The following is a 20,703-nucleotide window of genomic DNA, read 5'->3' as shown; positions in this document are numbered from 1 at the left end:
GGGGCAGGGCTGGGGCTTCGCGGCGTAACCGCCGGGCACAGGCGGGGTGGTCAGCGCCGCCGACCACGCCGTGCCTGCACTGCCGCCCCGACGCCGGCCAGGTGCAGTGCGGCGAGGGTGAGTCCGACGAGGGTGAGACTCGTCGTACCGAAGATGACCTCGGTCGACGTCTCGGTGGCGTTGATGATGAAGGCGATGAAAAAGACCACAGCCGCCGCTATTGCGAGCATTCGCTCTCTCCTGCCGGTGTACGACCAACCCCGCCCGGAATGACGGTGGTTGTGACGTTGCCGACCGTGTGCCCCGGAAGGGCGCCCCCAGTCCTGCGAGACTGTGCCGATGAGCGAAGCGCGTACGCCCCGCGGCGTCCTGGGAGTGGTGGCGTCGGCGGCCGGCGGGGTGGATTCGCTCCGCACCGGCCTGGTCGAACCGGCGATGGCCCGCGGCTGGCGGGTGGCGGTCACGCTGACCCCCACGGCGGGCCGCTGGCTCCGGGCGAGCGGCGAGTGGACCCGCCTCGAAACCTTGACCGGCCTCCCGGTCCGCGACCACCCCCGCCTCCCCACGGAGCCCCGCCCGCACCCCCCGGCGAACTGCTACGTGGCGGCCCCGGCAACGGCCAACACGGTCGCCAAACTCGCCCTGGGCATCGCCGACAACCAGGCCCTCACCCACCTCACGGAAGCCCTGGGCACCCCCAACCTCCCGGTGATCGTCTTCCCCCACATCAACGCCTCCCACGCCCGCCACCCCGCCTGGCCCACCCACCTCACCCACCTCACCCAGTCCGGCGCCCACCTGATCCAGGGCCCCGAAGTCTGGCCCCTCCACGAGCCCGACGCGGACCCGCCGCCCCGCGAACTCCCCTGGGAGGCGATCCTGCGGGCTGTGGACAGCGCGACGGCCTGACGGCCTGGCTGCCCTGACGCAACGTCCCCGGACGGGCGGTTCGTACGTCGCACCCCGGGACCGGATAGTTCGTGGTGCTCTGTCAGTGGGACGTGATAATCACTTCCCAGGGGATATCGATCTGCGGCCGTTGCCCAGGGGGGCGCGACGTATCAGGCATGAGGGGGCCGTTGTGGGCTTGTTCGGGCGTTTTACCAGACCCGCGCCGCGTCTGGACGCGGACAGTTGGGATCCGGATCTGGCGCGGATGCGCGCCGCCGCCATGAGGCGGGACTGGCCCGCGTTGCGGGAGCGGCTGGCCGGGATACCCGACGGGCAGGAGCGCACCTGGCTGTTGGCGGCGGTCGTGGATGTCGAAGGGATCGAGCGGTGGATCCCGGCGGTGATCGCCGCGGAGCCGGAGTCGACACTCGCGTTGCTCGTGTCGGGTGCCCGCAGGGTCAGTTGGGCGTGGGAGGCGCGGACCGCGTTGCGGGCGAAGCACGTCTCGCGGGATCAGTTCAAGACCTTCCACGAGCGGTTGCGCGTCGCCGAGGAGGAGTTGTACGAGGTGGCGGAGCGCGAGCCGGACTGGGTCGCGCCGTGGTACTTCCTCCAGATGGCCGGGCGCGGACTCCAGGTCGGGCAGGAGGCCGCACGGCTTCGTTTCGAGGCGGCCGTCAGCCGCTGTCCCGGGCATCCGGGGGCGCACGAGCAGCAGTTGCAGCAGGTGTGCGCCAAGTGGAGCGGCTCGCACGAGGGGATGCACGGGTTCGCCCGTACGTCGATGCTGAAGGGCCCCGAGGGCAGCCCCCTCGGTGAACTCGTCGCGCTCGCCCACCTGGAGCACTGGCTCGACCTCGACGGGGGCGAGGACAGGGCGTACATACGTCGCCCCGATGTCGTCGCCGAACTGCACGAGGCCGCGGACCGTTCCGTACGGCACCCCGCCTACGAGCGTCCGCGCGACTGGGTCTCCACGTTCAACACCTTCGCCATGGCCTTCTCACTGGCCGGCGAGAAGAAGGCCGCGGCGGAATTCTTCAACGCCCTTGAGGGGCGTGTCACGAATTTCCCCTGGCAGTACATCAGCAATGACGCGACGAAGGCCTTCGGCAAGTGGCGTGACAAGGCCGGCGGCTGATCGCGCGCCACGGCTGAGCGTGCGCGACGCCCCTGGGCCGGCCCACTGGGCCGGTCGGTCCGCCGAGCCCGCCCGATCACCCGCCCGGGGCCGTATTCGCCCCCGGCCACCCACCACCTCCCGACCCTCACCCCTTGCCAAGGAAGCCTCCCAGGTGCCCAGTTCCGAGACGTCCCACACGTCCGACCACACGTCCCACACCTTCCAGGTCGATCTACGCGGCCTCGTGGACCTGTTGTCCCACCACCTCTACTCCAGCCCCCGCGTCTACCTCCGCGAGCTGCTCCAGAACGCCACCGACGCGATCACCGCCCGCCAGGCCCGCTTCCCCGGCGCCCCCGCCACCATCACGGTCCGCACCGGTGACACCCTCACCGTGACCGACACCGGCATCGGGCTGTCCGAGGCCGACGTGCACACCTTCCTGGCCACCATCGGGCGCAGCTCCAAGCGCGCCGCCGAAGGCGAACTCGAAGCCGCGCGCGGGGACTTCATCGGTCAGTTCGGGATCGGACTGCTGGCCTGCTTCGTCGTCGCCGACGAGATCACCGTCGTCAGCCGGTCCGCCGCCCACCCGGACGCCCCGGTCGTGGAGTGGCGCGGCCACTCGGACGGCCGGTACACCATCCGTACGCTGCCGTCGCACGAGCACCCGGAGCCCGGCACCACCGTACGGCTGACGCCCCGCGTGGACGGCACCGAGTGGACCCGCCCCGACCAAGTGACCGCGCTGGCAAGGCATTACGGCGGTCTGCTGCCGTACGAGGTCACCGTCGTCGACCCCGGCGGCGGCCACGACCGGATCAACGACACACCTCCTTGGGAGCGCCGGCACGGATCCCCGCTCGCCCGCCGTGACGCGCTGGCCGAGCACTGCCGTACGACCTTCGGTTTTGTCCCGCTCGACACCATCGACCTGGATCTCCCGGCGGCGGGTCTGCGCGGTGTCGCGTACGTCCTGCCCACGGCCGTCAGCCCCTCCGAGCGCGCGGGCCATCGCGTACACCTCAAGGGCATGCTGCTCTCCGACCGCGCGACCGAACTGCTGCCGGAGTGGGCGTTCTTCGTCCGCTGCGTCGTGGACGCCACCAGCCTGCGGCCGACGGCTTCGCGCGAGGCGCTGTACGAGGACGAGACGCTGGCCGCCATCCGGGACGCCCTCGGCGCCCGTATCCGCGACTGGCTCACCGGGCTGGCCGCCAGCGACCCCACCCTCCTGCACCGGTTCATCGACACCCACCACCTCGCCGTCAAGGCCCTGGCCCGCTACGACGACGAACTGCTGCGGATGCTGCTGCCCTGGCTGCCGTTCGAGACCACCGACGGCAACGTCACGCTGGAGGAGTTCGCCCGCGCGCACCCCACGATCCTGGTCACCCGCAGCGTCGAGGAGTTCCGGCAGGTGGCGCCCATCGCCGCCGCGGCGGGCCTGGGCGTCGTCAACGGCGGCTACACCTACGACCGGGACCTGGTGCACCGCCTCCCCGAGATCCGGCCCGGCACCGCCGTCACCGACCTGGACCCCGCGACCGTCACCGCGCACCTGGACTCGGTCGACCCGTCCGCCGAGTTGGCCGCGGCGGCGTTCCTCGCCATCGCGCGTGAGGTGATCGGCGCGTACGACTGCGACGTCGTCCTGCGCAGCTTCCACCCCGTAACGGCCCCCGCCCTGCTGCTGGACAACCGTGAGGCGCGCCACGAGCGGACGCGGGCCGGCCTCGCCGAGGGGAGCGACGGGCTGTGGGCCGAGATCCTCGGCTCGCTACGGGCCGAGACACCCCGCGCGCAGCTGGTCCTCAACCACCTCAACCCGCTCGTACGCCGCGCCGCGACGATCAACGAGCGCGGGCTGGCCGTCACCGCCGTCGAGGCGCTGTACGGGCAGGCCCTGCTGATGACCCGCCGCCCGCTCCGGGCGGCGGAGAGCGCGCTGCTCAACCGGGCCTTCATCGGCCTCCTCACCCACGCCATGCACGACCAGGGCACCACCGGCGACAACAGCACCACCCGCGAGCAGGGCACCACCCCCGACCAGGGCCCCGCGCCCGAGCCCCGGAAGGAGCAGTAGATGCTGGAGACCCCGGCGGCCGTTCTCGACGCGCTGCGCGAGAACAACGACCGCCCCTACGGCCTGCCCCGCACCGTGACGGCGGAGGAACTGGTCGACGCGGCAGAGCAGTTCGAGGAGGCCGACCTCCTCGTAACGGCGCTGCTGGAGCTGATGTCCGCGTACGAGTACAGCGGCGAGCACCGCAAGGCACCGGTCGTCTTCGCGCGCATCCTGAAGCTGAAGGACGACAAGCCCGACGCGTTCAACGAGTGGGAGGCGAACCAGGTCCTCTGGCGCTTCAAGTGGGTGACGACGTCGCTGCTCCAGGTGCCCGAGGTCCCGCTGGCCGCGATCCGCGGCTGGACGGACCAGATGCGCGACCACTACCGCGAGGCCGGACACGGGATGCAGCCGGTGGCCGCCATGCGCCACCGGATCGCCGCGCACATCGGATCCGGCCGCTCGGCGTACGACCTGTGGGTGACCCGGCCCCGCGAGCAGATGAGCGACTGCGAGGCGTGCGAGACCCGGCACCGGGCGCTGCACCACGTGCGTTCCGGCGACGAGCGGCGTGCGCTGGACATCTGGCAGCCGGTCTTCGACGGCGGGCAGACGTGCGCGGAGGAGCCGTACGTCAGCCAGGCACACGCGCTGCTGCCGCTGCTGCGCCTGGGCCGCGTCGACGAGGCGCGCTCGCACCACCTGACCGGCTACCGCTTCGCCCGCGGCAAGGCGGGCCTGGCCGAAGAGGTGGGCCTGCACATCGAGTTCAGCACGCTGTCCCGCAACGAGGGCCGGGCCCTGGAGATCCTCGCGGAGAACCGCGCCCTCTTCGAGACCACCGGTGCCCCGCTCTCCCTGCTCGGTTTCCTCACCGGAGTGGAGGTGCTGCTGACGCGCCTGGTCGCGGACGGGTACGCCACGACGACCGTCGCCGGTCCGCTCGGGCGGAGTTGGACGGCGGAGAGCCTGCTCGCGCACGTGGGCGGGGAGTCGGACGCCCTGGTGACGGCTTTCGACGCGCGGAACGGCACGACGGCGGTCGGCGACCGGCGGCGGGAGCGGCTGGCGCAGCCGGCGCTGCTGGCCGAGCCGCTGCCGTTGGGGCTGCGGACGACAGCGGCTGCGAGCACGACCGTGCCTGTTACTGCCGCAGCGCCGGTCTCCGCACGGGAGATACCGGACGACTTCGTGGCGCTGGTGAACCGGGCCAGGGAGATGGCGGCCGACGGCCACCCCGGCGACACCGCGCTGTGGCAGCGGATCGCCGAACGCGTGGCGGCCGACGACCACGTACACGATCCGGAGCTGGGCCCGGAGGCCCGGCTGCGGGCCGAACTGGCCGAGCAGCGCGGCTTCGCCGAGTACGAGAAGGAGCGGTGGGCGGAGGCCAATGCCGCCATGGCCGAAGCGGCAGAGATCTTCGAGCGGGAGGCCGATCTGCCGTGGTACGCGCTGGCGGCGCGGGCTCGTGTCAGGTCGTTCGAGTGGCGTTCGGCGGAGGAGAGCGGCGACTTCCCGGAGTGGTCGGTGCTCGACGAGTTGCTGCACGAGGCCGAAAAACTGCTGACGGCGGATCTGGCGACGGATACAGCGCACGAGGCCGACGCCCGACAGAAGTACCTGACGGTGCTCGGGTGCCGGGCCTTCGCCGCCCACGCGGAGGCGGTGGCGGAACTACCCGATGTCTCAGCGCCGACGCGTGAGAGGTTCGACGCCGCGGTGGCCGCCGCGCTGTCGGAGGCGGACCGGTTCGAGATCCCGCACCTGGGCGTCGGCGTACGCAGATATACCGCCGACCTCGCGGCCCGCGGCGGCAGACCGGACGAGGCGGTCGCGGAACTGCGCACCGCCCTGGACGCCCTTGAGGCGAGCGGCAAGCCCTGGCGGGCACCACGGCTGGAGGCCCAGCTGGGCCAGATCCTGCTCCAGCAGGACAAGCCCGAGGAGGCGATGGCGGCGGTACGGCAGGCCATGGCCGGCGCCGCCCGGTACGACGACACGTCGTTCCCCGTCGCGTTCAGCCACATGCTGCTGGGCCACGGGGCTTCGCACGCCGGCGACCTGACCGGCGCGGTGCGGCACTTGTCCGAGGCGGCGGCACGGTTCGACAGGGACGGCGAAGACAACGCGGCGGCGGAGGCCCGTCTCCAACTCGCCGACGTCCTCGGCCGGTCCGGGCAGGAGGCCGACGCCGTGGCGGTCCTGGAGTCCATGGTCCTGGACGACGCCTCGGGGTCGCTCGACGATCGGCTGCTCGCGCAGATACGGCTCAACCTGGCGCGCGGGCTACGGGAGTTGGAGGAGCACCAGGCGTCCGCCGAACAGTTCGTACGACTCGCGGAGGCGACCGCGGCCTGGGAGGACCAGACCACGCACACACTGGTCACCGCGGAATCCGCCGTCGCTCTGGCACGGGCGGACCGGTGGGACGCGGCCCACGCCGCGTACGAACGCGCGTTGCTCGCGTACCGCGACGCGACGGACACGGCTGACGCCGGAAAGGTAGCGGGCCAGGCGGGCCAAGCGGGCCTGATCGCCGAAATGACGCGCGAGTTCGCGGCCCTCACGATGACATCCGAAGGATCCGACGGCATCGACGCGGCCCTCGCCCATCTCGCCGAGGCGGACCGGATCCGTACCGCAGTCGCGAAGGACGCCGAGGACTTCGTCCACTGGTACGAGACCGGAGCCACCTCCTACCAACGCGCCCGCGCACTCGCGGCGGCCGAGCGCTTCAGCGAGGCGCTGGCGGAGATGGAGCGCGCCATCGCCGCCTACGACGAAGGCGGCGAACAGGGCGAGACCCCGCGCGCGGAGGCGATCCGCGTCGCCGCGCTGATCGAGGCCAACGGCCTGAACTCCCCCCAGGCGGCGATGACCAGGCTCGCAGCGGCGATCAAGCGCTGCGAGGCGGCGGGCCTCGACCACGCGGCGAAGATCCTGTCGAACCTCCGCACCGATCTCGCGACGCACGACCAGAGCTGACGGCGAGCGACGGGGGCGGGGGCCACCACGGCCCCCGCCCCCGCGCGTTTCCCGGGACCGGCCACCGTTCTCCTGTAACCTGCCGATCGACTCGGGTCGACGGGTTGACGGGTTCTCAGGCGGAGCGCGCACCGAGCTGAGTTCGCGCGGCGACCCAGATGCTCTCGAACCGCTCGCCTGTCAGCGGTTCCGGCATGTGGCCTTCCCACTCGGTGACGGGCCTTTCGGCGGTGATCCCGTACCGCATGTCGGAGTCCGTGTCCCGGGCGGCCGCGACGGGACGCAGCTCAGGCCCTTGGAGCTCGACCTGCCGAGTGACCCAATCGTCGTCGCCCACCTCGAAGTAGAACCAGGTGTCTTCCTCGTCCCAGTAACTCCGGAACCACGTCGTCATCGCCACCCCACTGAGTACGGTGCCGAGCGGATCAGCGCAGTCCGGCGAAGAGATCGTTCTCGGGTACGGCAGCGCCGGTGGCGTCCTTCACACGTACGAAGGTCTCCATGCCCATCCACTCGCCGAACTTCTCCCTGCCCATTTTGAGGAAGAAGATGTTCTCGCCCTGACTGGCGTGCGCGGCCAGCGAGTCGAACTTCTGGCCGCTGAACGCCGTGGTGTCCACCCATGTGGTGATCTCGTCGTCGGGGAGGCCGATCTCCGCCATCGCGGCGGCCTCGGCGGGATCCGGCTCGGGCATGTCCTCCCCGAACTCGCGCATGGTCTCGCCGAACCGCCGCATCAGCGAGCGGGGCATCGTCGTCCAGTACACCTTCGGCGTCAGCTCAGCCATTTCCAGCGCCGCCATCGTGATGCGGTTGGCCTGGATGTGGTCGGGGTGGCCGTAAAAGCCGTTCTCGTCGTAGGTGACGACCACATCGGGCCGGTAGTGCCGCATGAGTTCCGCGAGCCGGGCAGCGCCCTCCTCCACGGGGGTCCGCCAGAAGGATCCGGGGGCGTCGTTGCTCGGCCAACCCATCATCCCGGAGTCGGCGTAGTCCAGCATCTCCAGATCGCCGATCTTCAGGACGTCACAACTCGCCTGGAGTTCTTGACGGCGCATCGAGGCGACGGCCGCCGGATCATGCCCGGGCTCGCCCGGCTTGACGCCTCCCGGTCCGTCCCCGCAACCGCCGTCGGTACAGGTCACGAGAACGGTGCGGATGCCTTCCGCCGCATACCGCGCGAGGATCCCTCCGGTTCCGGTGGCCTCGTCGTCGGGGTGAGCGTGTACTGCCATGAGCGTCAAAGGCCGGTCAACCATGAAAAACAGTCCCTCTGTAGAAATACATTCAGAAATACGTCTTGGTCCAAGTGCACACCGGGCGCACCGGCATCCTGACAGCGCCGACAACCTCACGGTCTCCGCGCTCCCCACCCGTACGACGCCGGCCCCTCACCCCATGCAACCGCGCAGTCCGGACCGACTGTTCCCGACACGGCCGCTCGGCCTTCCGTCGTCGGATTCGCAAACGATCACCGGAGACGCAGGAAGGGCCTGATCCTCATTGAGGATCAGGCCCTTGACCTGCTGTTTTGGCTGTCGGGGTGGCGGGATTTGAACCCACGACCTCTTCGTCCCGAACGAAGCGCGCTGCCAAGCTGCGCTACACCCCGATGTCGCCCGTCTCGCTGCGACATCGATTACTTTAGCCCACCGGCGCCCGCAGGCGAAATCCGGTTTTGTGCCGCGCAGCGGGCCCCCAGGCCCGGGCAGCAGGGCTCAGCGGCGCGTGGTGAGGGTCAGGAGCGTGGCCTCCGGGGGGCAGGCGAAGCGGACCGGGGTGTAGCGGTTCGTGCCGCAGCCCGCTGAGACGTGGAGGTACGACGTGTGGCCTCCGGCGTCGTACGTGGAGAGGCCCCGCGCGCGGGCCGTGTCCAGGTCGCAGTTGGTGACCAGGGCTCCGTAGAAGGGGATGCGGAGCTGGCCGCCGTGGGTGTGGCCGCCCAGGATCAGGGGATAGCCGTCCGACGTGAACGCCTCCAGCATGCGGAGATACGGGGCGTGGACCACGCCGATCGACAGGTCCGCGTCCTGTTCCGGGCCGCCCGACACCTCCGCGTAACGGTCGCGCTTGATGTGTGGGTCGTCGACGCCCGTGAAGGCGATCTCGTGGCCGTCGATCTTGAGCCGGCCGCGGGCGTTGGTGAGGCCCACCCAGCCCGCCTCGTCGAAGGCGTCGCGCATCGGCTCCCACGGGTTGTGGACGACGTTGACGGCCGGCGAGTTGCCGTTCAGGCCGTGTTTGCCCTGGGCCTTCTCGAAGATGTAGCGCGCCGGGTTGCGCAGCGCGGGGCCGTAGTAGTCGTTGGAGCCGAAGACGTAGACGCCCGGGAACTCCATCAGCGGGCCCAGCGCGTCGAGCACCTCCGGTACGCCCTCCGGGTCGGAGAGGTTGTCGCCGGTGTTCACCACGAAGTCCGGGCGCAGGCCGGCCAGTGAGCGGAGCCAGCGCTGTTTCTTGCGCTGGCCGCACACCATGTGGATGTCTGAGACCTGGAGGACGCGCAACGGTCGCATGCCTTCGGGGAGTACGGGTACGGAGACCCGTCGCAGTCGGAAGGAGCGGGCCTCGAAACCGGCGGCGTAGGCGATGCCGGCCGCGCCGACGGCCGCGATTCCTGCGGTGACTTTCAGGGGGATTCCGTAGCGTGCGCGCATGGTGTCATCGTCGCAGACTCGGGCCGCCCACCCGGGCCCGCCCCGGGGGCCCCGGAAACTGAACGGCGGGCCGTGGGGCGTACCTGACACACTGTCCGCATGACCACGCTCAAGTCCAAGCTGCACGACGACCTCATCGCCGCGATCAGGGCACGCGACGAGCTGCGCTCCGCCACCCTTCGGCTGACCCTCGCCGCGATCTCCAAGGAAGAGGTCTCCGGCAAGTCGGCGCGCGAGCTGTCCGACGACGAGGTGCAGAAGGTGATCGCCAAGGAGGCCAAGAAGCGCCGTGAGGCGGCCGAGGCCTTCGCGCAGGGCGGGCGGGCCGAGCAGGCCGAGCGGGAGAAGGCGGAGGGTGTGCTGCTCGACGCGTATCTGCCGCAGCAGCTGACCGACGACGAGCTCGGCGCGATCGTCACGCAGGCCGTGGGCGAGGCGAAGGCCGCCGGCGCCGAAGGGCCGCGCGCGATGGGCGCCGTCATGAAGATCGTCGGTCCGAAGGTCGCGGGGCGTGCCGACGGCGGTCGCGTCGCCGCCGCCGTCAAGCGGAGCCTCGCTGCCGGCTGACGCCGACACCCCGTACGCGTACGAGAGGGGCTCCCGTCGATGATTCGACGGGAGCCCCTCTTCTACGTCCTACGGCTACGGGAAGTCCGGGAACGTGATGCCCCCGTTGTCGCCCCCGCCCGGGTCACCCGGCTGCCCCGAACCCTGCCCCGGGTCCTCGTCGCCGTTGTCCCCGTCCCCGCCTCCGTCGCCGTTCCCGTCCCCTTCGCCGCCGTTCCCACCGTTGTCGCCGTTGTCCCCGTTGCCGTTGTCGTTCCCGCCGTTGTCTCCCAGCCGGTCACGGTCACGACCCTTGTCCTTGTCCTTCTCAGGATTCGGGATGTTGATGGTGTTGAACCCCGGCGCTTCCTTGCCGTCCAGCGCGCCACTCATCGCGTCGCGCCAGATCGGTCCGGGCACGGCGCCACCGAAGACCTTGTCGTGGTACTGGCCGCCGATGGTGATGTCCACCATCTTCTTCTTGTGCTGCGGGTCGCCGACCCACACCGCACCCGCCATGTTCGGCGTGTAGCCCACGAACCACGCGGCGAGCCGGAAGTCGGTCGTACCGGTCTTGCCCGCGCTCGGCCTGCTGCCGAGGCCGGCCTCCTGGCCCGTACCGTCCTCGACCACGCCCTCCAGCAGGGTGTTGATGGTGTCGGCCGTCTTCTCCGACATCGCCCGCGAGCATTTCGACTTCGGGACGTCCATCTCCTTGCCGTTCGGACCGGTGATCGACGAGATGGCGATCGGGGTGCAGTACGTGCCGCGGTTGGCGAACGTCGCGTACCCGGACGCCATGGTCAGCGGCGACATCTCCTGCGTGCCCAGCGTGATCGACGGCACCTGCTGGATCGGGTCGCCGTTGGCCCGCTCGACACCCATCTTCCTGGCCAGCTCGGTCACCGGGCAGACGCCGATCTGGCTGATCAGCTGTACGTAGTAGGTGTTGACCGACTTGGCGGTCGCTTCCTTCATCCCGTACGGGCCGACCTCGGTCTCGTTCTCGTTCTCGACCTTGTCGGTGCCCGACCACGGACCCTTGCAGGTCTGCACCGGGCTCGGGTAGGCCATCTGGTACGGCGAGGGGTACGACTGCGTCGGCTGGATGCCCTGCTCCAGAGCCGCCGCCGCGACGATGGGCTTGAAGGTCGAGCCCGGCTGGTAGCCGGCGCCGCCGCCCATGTCCTCGTCGACGGACAGGTTCATGTACGTCTCGTTCTTGCCGCCGCCGTACGGCCGCGACTGCCCCATCGCCAGGATCTTGCCGGTGCCCGGCTCGACGATCGACAGGGCGGTGGCGACCTCGTCCGTCTTGTAGACGTGGTTCTTGATCGACTCCTGCGCCGAGTCCTGCGCCTGCGGGTCGAGCGTCGTCCGTACGGTCAGACCGCCCTGGTTCCAGACCTTGGCCCGGTCCTCCTGCGTCTTGCCGAAGGTGGGGTCGGTGAGGAACACCTTCCGTACGTAGTCACAGAAGAAGCCCGCGCCCTTGACCGCCGTGATGCAGCCGTTCTTGGGGCGGCTGACCTTCAGGTCGATCTTGGTGCTCTTGGCCTTGTCCGCCTCGGCCTGCGAGATGTCCTTCACATCGGCCATGCGCTGGATCACGGTGTTACGACGCTTGGTCGCCTCCTCCGTGTCGTTCACCGGGTCGTACCGGCTCGGCGACTGGACGATGCCCGCCAGCAGCGCCGCCTCCTCCAGCTTCAGGTCCTTCGCCGACTTGGAGAAGTAACGGTGCGAGGCGGCCTCGATGCCGTACGCCTGCTGTCCGAAGAAGGTGATGTTCAGGTAGTTCTCGAGGATCTTCTTCTTGCCCAGTTCCTCCTCGACCTGGATCGCGAACTTGAGCTCGCGGATCTTGCGGCCGATGGTCTGCTGGGTGGCCTGGGCGACCTTGTCGGGGTCGTCGCCGGCCTCCTCGACGAAGACGTTCTTCACGTACTGCTGAGTGAGGGTCGACGCGCCCTGGGAGACCCCGCCCGACTGCGCGTTGCGATTGGCCGCGCGCAGAACGCCCTTGAGGTCGACCGCCCCGTGCTCGTAGAAGCGCGAGTCCTCGATCGCGACGATCGCCTTCTGCATGTACGGCGAGATGTCGGTGAGCGGGACCACGGTGCGGTCGCGCGAGTAGACGGTGGCGATGGGGCCGCCGTCCTTGTCGAGGATCGTGGTGCGCTGGCTGAGCGGCGGCGTCTTGAGATTGGCCGGGATCTCGTCGAATCCCTCGACCGTCCCCTTGGCCGCCAGGCCCAGAACTCCGAAGGCGGGCAAGGCGATTCCCGCCAGTACGGCTCCCGCGAGCACACTGACACCGACGAACTTGGCGGCCTGCTGGGTCCCGGTCAGACCGCCGCCCGAGCGCTTCTTTGGCATGGCAGCAGCCTACGTTCTCATTCGCCGGACACGCACAAAGGCTCTGGCCTAAGCTGCACTCAACTGTCACAGCAGTGCGGTTTCGTATCAAGTCCCCGACGTGAACATCTGGCTAACCACGAAATGTCGGAAGCGTTGTCCGAGGGTGCTGCGTGAAGTGCCGTCCGAAGTGCCGTCCGATTTAGCCCTGTACGTCATTCGAAGCCCGTTGTGACGCAATAGAATCGTCCCGACTTGTCGGGTTCGTCGCGCATGTCCCTGGGTCACTCCCCTGGGTGATCTGCCGCGTACGCATAGTCCGTTCGGGCCATTCAAGATTGGGCCCGAAGGGGGTGTTGCGCTGTGCCCACCTTCCGTAACGTCCTCAACTGGCAGCGGTGAATATGCCGCTTCCGCCGTGGGGGAGCCTCGATTCGGGAGAGGACGGCGCCGGGATGGGCTGGGTAACCGACTGGAGTGCGCAGGCAGCATGCCGCACTACCGATCCGGATGAATTGTTCGTACAGGGCGCAGCGCAGAACAGGGCCAAGGCGGTGTGCACCGGATGCCCGGTGCGGACGGAGTGCCTGGCCGACGCGCTGGACAACCGCGTCGAATTCGGCGTGTGGGGCGGAATGACCGAGCGGGAGCGACGCGCATTGCTGCGCAGGCGCCCCACTGTCACCTCTTGGCGACGGCTGCTCGAAACCGCACGCACCGAGTACGAGCGCAGCGCGGGCATTCTGCCCGCCGGCCTTGAGGACGACGACGAGACGTACGGCTCACGCCATTACGTCGACGTCATCGATGACACGTGGGCGGCGGTGGGGTAGGCCGCCGTACGCGGCAGCGAGCGGCAAGCGGGTGGCGGCAAGCGCGCCCGCCCCAACACCCCGTCGGTCACGCGGCTCCGGTCGCCGCGCTTCCGCCCGCGAGGCGGTCGCCGATGGTTCGGAGCCCGGCGAGGTCGTGCACATCGCCGGGCAGCGCCGCCACCTCGGCCACCGGGACCTCGGGGTGAAGCGCGGTGAAGCGGTCACGGGTGCGCTGCTCACGCTTGAGCACCTGCATGCGCTCGGCATGCAGGCGCAGCAGACCGGCCGTCAGCTGATTCACCGATGGCTGCTCGGACGTCTGTGATTCCAGTGCCTGGTCCGGGAGTTGCCGGGATGCGGACTGCGACGTGGACTTCGACGTGGACTGCGGAGATCGGGGCGATTCGTCGTGGGGTGACTCGTCGCGGGGCGATTCCTTGTGCGGCTCGGACGTGTGGGGTGCCTCGGGGGCGTCGGGAGAGGAGCCCGCGGGGGCAGCGGCCTCACGAACACCATTCTTCCCGGGGCTCTGATCCACAATGCGACCCTCTTCAAGATTTTCTGCGGCGGCCCGCGCCCGCTCGGCCGACAGCCGGGAAGCGCCGCTGCCGTGCACGCGGTTGAGGACGAGACCCGCGAGCGGCATCCCCTCGGCGGCCAGCCGCTCCACGAAGTACGCCGCCTCGCGCAGCGCGTCCCGCTCCGGCGCCGCCACCACCAGGAACGCCGTGCCGGGTGCCTGGAGCAGCCGGTACGTCGCGTCCGCGCGCGTACGGAAACCGCCGAACATCGTGTCCATGGCCGCGACGAACGTCTGTACGTCGCGCAGGAATTGGCCGCCGAGCAGCTTCCCGAGGGTGCCGGTCATCATCGACATCCCGACGTTCAGGAACTTCATCCCGGCCCGGCCGCCCATCTTCGCCGGGGCCATCAGCAGCCGGATGAACTTGCCGTCCAGGAACGAGCCCAGCCGCTTCGGCGCGTCCAGGAAGTCCAGCGCGGAGCGCGACGGCGGGGTGTCGACGACGATGAGGTCCCACTCCTCGCGGGCCCTCAACTGCCCCAGCTTCTCCATCGCCATGTACTCCTGCGTGCCCGCGAAACCGGCCGACAGGGACTGGTAGAAGGGGTTCTCCAGGATGGCGCGGGCCCGGTCCCGGTCCGCGTGCGCCTCGACGATCTCGTCGAAGGTGCGCTTCATGTCGAGCATCATCGCGTGCAGTTCACCGGGGCCCTCGATGCCCTTGACCGGCCGGGGGGTGTTGTCGAGCGAGTCGATGCCCATGGACTGGGCGAGCCTGCGGGCCGGGTCGATGGTCAGCACGACCACCTTGCGGCCGCGCTCCGCCGCCCGTACGCCGAGAGCCGCCGCCGTCGTCGTCTTGCCGACGCCGCCGGAGCCGCAGCACACGATGATGCGGGTCTCCGGGTCGTCGAGCAGCGGATCGACTTCGAGCGGGGCCGCCGCCGGGTCCAGAGTCATCAGGCCTCCCCAAGATTCCGTAGCTCCCCCGCCAGGCGGTACAGACCGGCGAGGTCCATGCCCTCGCCGATCAGGGGGAGTTCGTACGTAGGCAGCCCGAGCTTCGCCAGGACGGCTCGCTGCTCGCGCTCCAGCTCCACACGCTGGGCGTGCTCGGCGGCCTGCTCCAGGAGCGGCCCCACGAGCTTCGTGGGCGCGCTCACGCCGGCCGCCGCGAGCGCCTTGGTGACCTCCTTACGACGGTCGCCCGCCACGCCCTTGACCGCCTCCTCGTCGAGGAGGTGCGGGCGCACCATGTTCACGATCACCTTGCCGACGGGCAGCTCGGCGCCGCGCAGCTCGCCGATGCCGTCGGCGGTCTCCTGGACGGGCATCTCCTCAAGAAGGGTCACCAGGTGTACGGCGGTGCCCGGCGACTTGAGCACCCGCATGACCGCCTGCGCCTGGTTGTATATCGGCCCTATCTTGGCCAGCCCGGCCACCTCGTCGTTCACGTTCAGGAAGCGCGTGATGCGGCCGGTGGGCGGGGCGTCCATCACGACGTAGTCGTACGCGAACCTGCCCTGCTTGTCCCGGCGGCGTACGGCCTCGCACGCCTTGCCGGTCAGCAGGACGTCCCGCACGCCCGGCGCGATGGTGGTGGCGAAGTCGATGGCGCCGAGCTTCTTCAGGGCGCGGCCCGCGCTGCCGAGCTTGTAGAACATCTGGAGGTAGTCGAGGAGCGCGCGCTCGGCGTCGATGGCCAGGGCGTACACCTCGCCGCCGCCAGGGGCGACGGCGATTTTCCGTTCCTCGTAAGGAAGAGCCTCCGTTTCGAAGAGCTGTGCGATGCCCTGTCTGCCCTCGACCTCTACAAGGAGGGTGCGCTTGCCCTCCGTCGCGAGGGCGAGCGCGAGGGCCGCGGCGACCGTGGTCTTACCGGTGCCGCCCTTGCCGCTGACGACCTGGAGCCTGCTCACACATTCGAGCCTAACCAGTCGGGCCGCGGGCTACGCACGAGGTCGTCCACGGGCTCCGTACGAGATCCCCCGCGAGCTCTGTTCGAGAACCTCAGCAGGCTCCGTACGAGGTCGTCGCGCGGTGCGGATACAGTCGGCCCATGACGAAGTGGGAATACGCGACGGTGCCTCTTCTCGTGCACGCGACGAAGCAGATTCTGGACACCTGGGGCGAGGACGGCTGGGAGCTCGTCCAGGTCATTCCGGGGCCGAACAACCCCGAGCAGCTGGTGGCCTATCTGAAGCGAGAGAGGTCCGCGTGAGCGGCGTGGTCGAGGCGGCTCTCGCCGAACTGGGGCTGACGGTTCCGCAGGTCGTACCGCCTCTGGCGGCGTATCAGCCGGCCGTGCGGTCCGGCGTGTACGTCTACACCGCCGGGCAGCTCCCGATGGTGGACGGCAAGCTTCCGGTGACCGGCAAGGTCGGCGCCGAGGTGACGCCCGAGGAGGCCAAGGACCTGGCCCGCGTCTGCGCGCTCAACGCGCTGGCCGCGGTGAAGTCCGTCACCGGCGACCTGGACCGCGTCGCGCGCGTCGTGAAGGTCACGGGGTTCGTCGCCTCCGCGTCGGACTTCACGGGCCAGCCGGCCGTCCTCAACGGGGCGAGCGAGCTGTTCGGGCAGGTCTTCGGCGACAAGGGCGTGCACGCGCGCAGCGCGGTGGGCGTCGCCGTCCTGCCGCTGGACGCCCCCGTCGAGATCGAGATCCAGGTGGAGCTGGTCGCGGACTGATCTGTCCGCGCGCGCCCGGGGCCCGGCCGTCGTCGGCGCCGACCCCGGGAAGTGACTCTCGAACATCGTCCGGGAAGCCCGTAGCATCCCGGCATGCCCAATGGTCAGTGGTTCCCGCCCGAGTGGTCCGGCCGCATCCGCGCGCTCGCCCAGGGCGAGCTGAGCGTTGCCCCCGCACGGCGGGCCTCGACCGTGATGCTGCTGCGTGATGCCGTCGACGGATCCGCCGGGCCCTTCGTACATATGCTGCGCCGCCGCACCTCCATGGCCTTCGCCGGAGGTGCGTACGCGTATCCCGGCGGGGGCGTCGACCCGCGCGACGACGACCGGCCCGTCCGCTGGGCGGGGCCGGGGCGTGACGTGTGGGCGGGGCGGCTCGGCGTGGACGCCGCGTCCGCGCAGGCCATCGTCTGTGCCGCGGTGCGCGAGACGTACGAGGAGGCCGGGGTCCTGCTGGCCGGTGAGACGGCCGAGACCGTCGTCGGCGACACCACGGGGGACGACTGGGAGGCCGACCGGGCCGCTCTCGTCGACCGTGAGCTGTCCTTCGCTGACTTTCTGGACCGGCGCGGGCTGACCCTGCGCAGCGATCTCCTGGCGGCGTGGACCCGGTGGATCACTCCGGAGTTCGAGCCCAAGCGGTACGACACCTGGTTCTTCGTGGCCGCGCTGCCGGCCGGGCAGCGTACGCGCAACGCTTCTACAGAGGCCGACCGGACGGTGTGGATCCGGCCCGCCGACGCGGCACTCGGATACGACGAGGGCGAGCTGCTGATGATGCCTCCCACCGTGGCGACCCTGCGCCAGCTCCAGCCGTACGGCTCCGCGGCCGAGGCGCTGGCCGCCGCCGCCGGGCGGGACCTCGCGCCGGTGCTGGCCAGGCCGAGGGTGGAGGGCGACGAGGTGGTGCTCTCCTGGCCGGGCCAGGACGAGTTCACCAAGCGCGTGCCACTGCGTGTTCCGCTGGGGGGTGGGGACCGATGACGGACGCCGCGGCCCTGCCGGGACAGCCGCGCGGAGGCGTCCTCTCGGGCGCCGCGACGGCCCGCGCGGTCAACGTGCTCGCGCCCAACGCGTCGGCGATGACCCTCGACGGCACGAACACCTGGATCGTCTCCGAGCCGGACTCCGCGCTCGCGGTCGTGATCGATCCCGGCCCGCTCGACGAGGGGCATCTGCGGGCGGTCGTCGCCACCGCCGAGCAGGCGGGCAAGCGCGTCGCGCTGACCCTCCTCACCCACGGCCACCCGGACCACGCGGAGGGCGCGGCGCGCTTCGCCGAGCTGACACGTACGTCCGTACGGGCCCTGGATCCGGCCCTGCGGCTCGGCGACGAGGGACTGGCGGCCGGTGACGTCGTGACCGAGGGCGGGCTGGAGCTGCGCGTCGTGGCCACCCCCGGGCACACCTCCGACTCGCTCTGCTTCCATCTGCCGACCGACCGCGCGGTGCTGACGGGCGACACCATCCTCGGCCGCGGTACGACGATGGTGGCCCACCCGGACGGCAGGCTCGGCGACTACGTCGACTCGCTGCGGCGGCTGCGCTCACTGACCGTCGACGACGGCGTCCACACGGTGCTGCCGGGCCACGGGCCCGTACTGGAGGACGCCCAGGGCGCGGTCGAGTACTACCTCGCGCACCGCGCGAGCCGGCTCGCGCAGGTCGAGACGGCGGTGGACAACGGCTACCGCTCGGCGGCGGAGATCGTGGCGCATGTGTACGGAGGCAGTGGCGTGGACCGGTCCCTGTGGCCGGCGGCGGAGCTGTCGGTGCGGGCGCAGCTGGAGTATCTGCGGGAGCACGGGCTGATCTCCGGGCCGTAGGACCCCTCAGGGGCGGGTCGTGGCGGCCTCGTGGCGGCATGCGGAAGGCCGCCCGGCTCGGGGAGCGGGGCGGCCTTCACGGAGTCGTACAGCGGCGTCCGGCGCGTGTGCTTGGGACGCCGGCGCGGGTCAGCGCGAGCGCTTCGCGAGGCGCTCGACGTCCAGGAGGATCACCGCGCGGGCCTCCAGGCGCAGCCAGCCGCGCTGGGCGAAGTCGGCGAGCGCCTTGTTGACCGTCTCGCGGGACGCGCCGACCAGCTGGGCCAGCTCTTCCTGCGTGAGGTCGTGGACGACGTGGATGCCTTCCTCCGACTGCACACCGAAGCGGCGCGACAGGTCGAGGAGCGCACGGGCCACGCGGCCGGGCACGTCGGAGAAGACCAGGTCGGACATCTGGTCGTTCGTCTTGCGCAGGCGCCGGGCGACGGCGCGCAGCAGCGCGGTGGCCACCTCGGGGCGGGCGTTCAGCCAGGGCTGGAGGTCGCCGTGGCCCAGGCCGAGGAGCTTGACCTCGGTGAGGGCGCTCGCGGTGGCGGTGCGCGGGCCGGGGTCGAAGAGCGACAGCTCGCCGATCAGTTCGCCGGGGCCGAGGACGGCCAGCATGTTCTCGCGGCCGTCGGGGGACGTGCGGTGCAGTTTGACCTTGCCCTCGGTGACCACATAGAGGCGGTCGCCGGGGTCGCCTTCGTGGAACAGCGCGTCGCCACGGGCGAGCGTCGTCTCACTCATCGAGGCGCGGAGCTCCGCGGCCTGCTCGTCGTCGAGCGCCGCGAAGAGCGGGGCGCGTCGTAGAACATCGTCCACGAAATCTCTCCTTGTCGACCTGCTCAGGGGACCGTCGGTCCCATGATGCCGGACGTGCTGCGTGTTCAAGGGTGGCGCGGGCCGGCGGCGACTCTGTCTCCGTACCGGTCACCCGTTGTCGAAAACGTGCGATCAGTCACAAGTTTGACGTACAGCGGCCCCGGACCGTGCCCCGGGGCCCGATTCGGGTGGTGATCGGCCGGGCCCGGGGCGGATGTCAGTGCCGGGCTCTAGGCTGGCCGGGTGTCCAACTCGCCGGTGAGAGGGCAGCGCAAGGGAGCTGGAAGAGTGTCACCGAAGCAGAATTCCGCTGTGGGCGAACAGCCCTCCGTGAAGTCGAACAAAGCCGCAAAAGGCGCAAGCGTGAAGCCTGCCGACGGGCAGCCCGCGAGCAAGGCCAAGTCCGAGGTCAAGACCAAGACCGCGAGCAAGGGCGCCGAGCCCGCGACCGAGGCCACGAGCGCCAAGCGGCCGAAGAGTGCCAAGCCGGAGTCCCGCCTGGCGATGGTCCGGCGCGCCCGCCGGATCAACCGCGAGCTGGCCGACGTCTATCCGTACGCCCACCCGGAGCTGGACTTCCGCGACCCCTTCGAGCTGCTCGTCGCCACGGTCCTGTCCGCCCAGACGACGGACCTGCGCGTCAATCAGACGACGCCCGCGCTGTTCGCGAAGTATCCGACCCCGGAGGACATGGCCGCCGCCGTGCCCGAGGAGCTGGAGCAGGTCATCCGCCCCACGGGCTTCTTCCGGGCCAAGGCGAGGTCCCTCATAGGGCTGTCGACGGCGCTCCGTGACCGTTACGACGGCGAGGTGCCCGGCACGCTGAAGGACCTCGTGACGCTGCCGGGTGTCGGCCGCAAGACGGCCAATGTGGTGTTGGGCAACGCTTTCGGTGTCCCTGGCCTGACTGTCGACACCCACTTCGGCCGGCTCGTGCGCCGCTGGAAGTGGACCGACCAGGAGGATCCAGAGAAGGTCGAGGCGGAGATCGCCGCGATCTTCCCCAAGAGCGAGTGGACGATGCTCTCGCACCGGATCATCTTCCACGGACGCCGGGTCTGCCATTCACGTAAACCCGCCTGTGGCGCCTGCCCGATCGCACACCTCTGCCCCTCCTACGGAGAGGGCGAGACGGACCCGGAGAAGGCCAAGAAGCTGCTCAAGTACGAGATGGGCGGCTACCCGGGACAGCGGCTCTCCCCGCCGCCGGACTACCCGGGCAAGCCCGCACCGCCCCTCGGCACCCCCGCCGGGGCCGAATGAGCGCCCGCGCGGTGAGCGCACGGCGGGCCGGAGCCGTATCACCGGACAGACCGGTGGACAGACCGGTGGACAGACCGGCGGGGCGGCGGGCGAACGGGGCGAGCAGAACGAGCGGGAGAGGAAGGGCTGCGGCACATGCGGCTGGAACGATCC

Annotated in this window: 19 protein-coding genes and 1 tRNA gene; 11 read left to right on the top strand and 9 right to left on the bottom strand. The window is 70.4% G+C overall.

Annotated elements, in window-relative coordinates; translation table 11 throughout:
* Window positions 1-50: 50 nt before the first annotated feature.
* Window positions 51-230, bottom strand: coding sequence for a hypothetical protein (locus ACFT9I_RS16215; RefSeq protein WP_382564671.1), 180 nt, complete (start codon window positions 228-230; stop codon window positions 51-53).
* Window positions 231-339: 109 nt separating this feature from the next.
* Between ACFT9I_RS16215 and ACFT9I_RS16210 the strand changes: the two genes are divergently transcribed.
* The 4 genes from ACFT9I_RS16210 to ACFT9I_RS16195 all read left to right on the top strand — a co-directional run bounded on the left by ACFT9I_RS16210 (window position 340) and on the right by ACFT9I_RS16195 (window position 7,070).
* The gene (locus tag ACFT9I_RS16210; RefSeq protein ID WP_382564669.1) at window positions 340-909 is read left to right on the top strand and encodes a flavoprotein; all 570 of its coding nucleotides are present in this window, start codon (window positions 340-342) and stop codon (window positions 907-909) included.
* A 178-nt stretch (window positions 910-1,087) separates the two neighbouring features.
* Window positions 1,088-2,032, top strand: coding sequence for a hypothetical protein (locus ACFT9I_RS16205; RefSeq protein WP_382564668.1), 945 nt, complete (start codon window positions 1,088-1,090; stop codon window positions 2,030-2,032).
* Between the two features lie 154 nt (window positions 2,033-2,186).
* Window positions 2,187-4,100 carry an HSP90 family protein gene (locus ACFT9I_RS16200; protein ID WP_382564666.1) on the top strand — a complete coding sequence of 638 codons (1,914 nt, stop codon included), beginning with the start codon at window positions 2,187-2,189 and terminating at the stop codon, window positions 4,098-4,100.
* Window positions 4,101-7,070, top strand: coding sequence for a hypothetical protein (locus ACFT9I_RS16195; protein WP_382564665.1), 2,970 nt, complete (start codon window positions 4,101-4,103; stop codon window positions 7,068-7,070).
* 115 nt (window positions 7,071-7,185) lie between these two features.
* On the opposite strand, the gene ACFT9I_RS16190 is transcribed toward ACFT9I_RS16195, so the two are convergent.
* The 4 genes from ACFT9I_RS16190 to ACFT9I_RS16175 all read right to left on the bottom strand — a co-directional run bounded on the left by ACFT9I_RS16190 (window position 7,186) and on the right by ACFT9I_RS16175 (window position 9,727).
* Window positions 7,186-7,464 carry a hypothetical protein gene (locus tag ACFT9I_RS16190; RefSeq protein WP_382564663.1) on the bottom strand — a complete coding sequence of 93 codons (279 nt, stop codon included), beginning with the start codon at window positions 7,462-7,464 and terminating at the stop codon, window positions 7,186-7,188.
* A gap of 31 nt (window positions 7,465-7,495) precedes the next feature.
* Window positions 7,496-8,329 (bottom strand): PIG-L family deacetylase, encoded by an 834-nt coding sequence (locus ACFT9I_RS16185; RefSeq protein ID WP_382564661.1) that lies wholly within the window; start codon window positions 8,327-8,329, stop codon window positions 7,496-7,498.
* Between the two features lie 279 nt (window positions 8,330-8,608).
* Window positions 8,609-8,682, bottom strand: a tRNA-Pro gene (locus ACFT9I_RS16180).
* Between the two features lie 106 nt (window positions 8,683-8,788).
* Window positions 8,789-9,727, bottom strand: coding sequence for a metallophosphoesterase (locus tag ACFT9I_RS16175; protein ID WP_382564659.1), 939 nt, complete (start codon window positions 9,725-9,727; stop codon window positions 8,789-8,791).
* Window positions 9,728-9,826: 99 nt separating this feature from the next.
* Here ACFT9I_RS16175 and ACFT9I_RS16170 point away from each other — a divergent pair, with 99 nt between their 5' ends.
* On the top strand, window positions 9,827-10,294 hold the full coding sequence (locus ACFT9I_RS16170) for a GatB/YqeY domain-containing protein (RefSeq protein WP_382564657.1): 468 nt from the start codon (window positions 9,827-9,829) through the stop codon (window positions 10,292-10,294).
* Between the two features lie 75 nt (window positions 10,295-10,369).
* Here ACFT9I_RS16170 and ACFT9I_RS16165 read toward each other — a convergent pair whose 3' ends face one another.
* Window positions 10,370-12,652 (bottom strand): transglycosylase domain-containing protein, encoded by a 2,283-nt coding sequence (locus tag ACFT9I_RS16165; protein ID WP_382564655.1) that lies wholly within the window; start codon window positions 12,650-12,652, stop codon window positions 10,370-10,372.
* Window positions 12,653-13,086: 434 nt separating this feature from the next.
* On the opposite strand from ACFT9I_RS16165, the gene ACFT9I_RS16160 reads away from it, so the two are divergent.
* On the top strand, window positions 13,087-13,464 hold the full coding sequence (locus ACFT9I_RS16160; RefSeq protein ID WP_382564653.1) for a WhiB family transcriptional regulator: 378 nt from the start codon (window positions 13,087-13,089) through the stop codon (window positions 13,462-13,464).
* A 67-nt stretch (window positions 13,465-13,531) separates the two neighbouring features.
* On the opposite strand, the gene ACFT9I_RS16155 is transcribed toward ACFT9I_RS16160, so the two are convergent.
* Together ACFT9I_RS16155 and ACFT9I_RS16150 are read right to left on the bottom strand one after the other, a co-directional pair.
* Window positions 13,532-14,929, bottom strand: coding sequence for an ArsA family ATPase (locus tag ACFT9I_RS16155; protein WP_382564651.1), 1,398 nt, complete (start codon window positions 14,927-14,929; stop codon window positions 13,532-13,534).
* Entirely contained in the window at window positions 14,929-15,888 is a 960-nt protein-coding gene (locus tag ACFT9I_RS16150) for an ArsA family ATPase (protein WP_382564649.1), read from the bottom strand. The genes ACFT9I_RS16155 and ACFT9I_RS16150 overlap by 1 nt, the downstream gene beginning before the upstream one ends.
* 140 nt (window positions 15,889-16,028) lie before the next feature.
* Between ACFT9I_RS16150 and ACFT9I_RS16145 the strand changes: the two genes are divergently transcribed.
* The 4 genes from ACFT9I_RS16145 to ACFT9I_RS16130 all read left to right on the top strand — a co-directional run bounded on the left by ACFT9I_RS16145 (window position 16,029) and on the right by ACFT9I_RS16130 (window position 18,483).
* A complete protein-coding gene (locus ACFT9I_RS16145; RefSeq protein ID WP_354605355.1) occupies window positions 16,029-16,190 on the top strand; it encodes a DUF4177 domain-containing protein in 162 nt (53 codons plus the stop codon).
* A complete protein-coding gene (locus tag ACFT9I_RS16140) occupies window positions 16,187-16,657 on the top strand; it encodes a RidA family protein (RefSeq protein WP_382564647.1) in 471 nt (156 codons plus the stop codon). The genes ACFT9I_RS16145 and ACFT9I_RS16140 overlap by 4 nt, the downstream gene beginning before the upstream one ends.
* Before the next feature lie 93 nt (window positions 16,658-16,750).
* Window positions 16,751-17,641, top strand: coding sequence for an NUDIX hydrolase (locus ACFT9I_RS16135; protein ID WP_382564645.1), 891 nt, complete (start codon window positions 16,751-16,753; stop codon window positions 17,639-17,641).
* Entirely contained in the window at window positions 17,638-18,483 is an 846-nt protein-coding gene (locus ACFT9I_RS16130) for an MBL fold metallo-hydrolase (protein WP_382564643.1), read from the top strand. Before ACFT9I_RS16135 ends, ACFT9I_RS16130 begins: the two co-directional genes overlap by 4 nt.
* Before the next feature lie 129 nt (window positions 18,484-18,612).
* Here the strand turns inward: ACFT9I_RS16130 and ACFT9I_RS16125 are convergent, their stop codons facing one another.
* On the bottom strand, window positions 18,613-19,287 hold the full coding sequence (locus ACFT9I_RS16125) for a Crp/Fnr family transcriptional regulator (RefSeq protein ID WP_023539685.1): 675 nt from the start codon (window positions 19,285-19,287) through the stop codon (window positions 18,613-18,615).
* A 363-nt stretch (window positions 19,288-19,650) separates the two neighbouring features.
* On the opposite strand from ACFT9I_RS16125, the gene nth reads away from it, so the two are divergent.
* A complete protein-coding gene (nth, locus tag ACFT9I_RS16120) occupies window positions 19,651-20,550 on the top strand; it encodes an endonuclease III (protein ID WP_382564641.1) in 900 nt (299 codons plus the stop codon).
* The last annotated feature ends 153 nt before the right edge of the window (window positions 20,551-20,703 follow it).

It is taken from the genome of Streptomyces sp. NPDC057137, from assembly GCF_042670825.1.
In the GTDB taxonomy this organism is placed as follows: domain Bacteria; phylum Actinomycetota; class Actinomycetes; order Streptomycetales; family Streptomycetaceae; genus Streptomyces.
Note: the sequence above shows the minus strand (reverse complement) of the source record. Positions and strands in the feature narration are given on the sequence as shown.

Bases quoted from the DNA above. Each gene is read 5' to 3' on its own strand.
- ACFT9I_RS16215 (WP_382564671.1), bottom strand. From the start codon at position 230: ATGCTCGCAATAGCGGCGGCTGTGGTCTTTTTCATCGCCTTCATCATC.
- ACFT9I_RS16210 (WP_382564669.1), top strand. From the start codon at position 340: ATGAGCGAAGCGCGTACGCCCCGCGGCGTCCTGGGAGTGGTGGCGTCG.
- ACFT9I_RS16195 (WP_382564665.1), top strand. From the start codon at position 4,101: ATGCTGGAGACCCCGGCGGCCGTTCTCGACGCGCTGCGCGAGAACAAC.
- ACFT9I_RS16190 (WP_382564663.1), bottom strand. From the start codon at position 7,464: ATGACGACGTGGTTCCGGAGTTACTGGGACGAGGAAGACACCTGGTTC.
- ACFT9I_RS16185 (WP_382564661.1), bottom strand. From the start codon at position 8,329: ATGGTTGACCGGCCTTTGACGCTCATGGCAGTACACGCTCACCCCGAC.
- ACFT9I_RS16175 (WP_382564659.1), bottom strand. From the start codon at position 9,727: ATGCGCGCACGCTACGGAATCCCCCTGAAAGTCACCGCAGGAATCGCG.
- ACFT9I_RS16170 (WP_382564657.1), top strand. From the start codon at position 9,827: ATGACCACGCTCAAGTCCAAGCTGCACGACGACCTCATCGCCGCGATC.
- ACFT9I_RS16165 (WP_382564655.1), bottom strand. From the start codon at position 12,652: ATGCCAAAGAAGCGCTCGGGCGGCGGTCTGACCGGGACCCAGCAGGCC.
- ACFT9I_RS16160 (WP_382564653.1), top strand. From the start codon at position 13,087: ATGGGCTGGGTAACCGACTGGAGTGCGCAGGCAGCATGCCGCACTACC.
- ACFT9I_RS16155 (WP_382564651.1), bottom strand. From the start codon at position 14,929: ATGACTCTGGACCCGGCGGCGGCCCCGCTCGAAGTCGATCCGCTGCTC.
- ACFT9I_RS16145 (WP_354605355.1), top strand. From the start codon at position 16,029: ATGACGAAGTGGGAATACGCGACGGTGCCTCTTCTCGTGCACGCGACG.
- ACFT9I_RS16135 (WP_382564645.1), top strand. From the start codon at position 16,751: ATGCCCAATGGTCAGTGGTTCCCGCCCGAGTGGTCCGGCCGCATCCGC.
- ACFT9I_RS16130 (WP_382564643.1), top strand. From the start codon at position 17,638: ATGACGGACGCCGCGGCCCTGCCGGGACAGCCGCGCGGAGGCGTCCTC.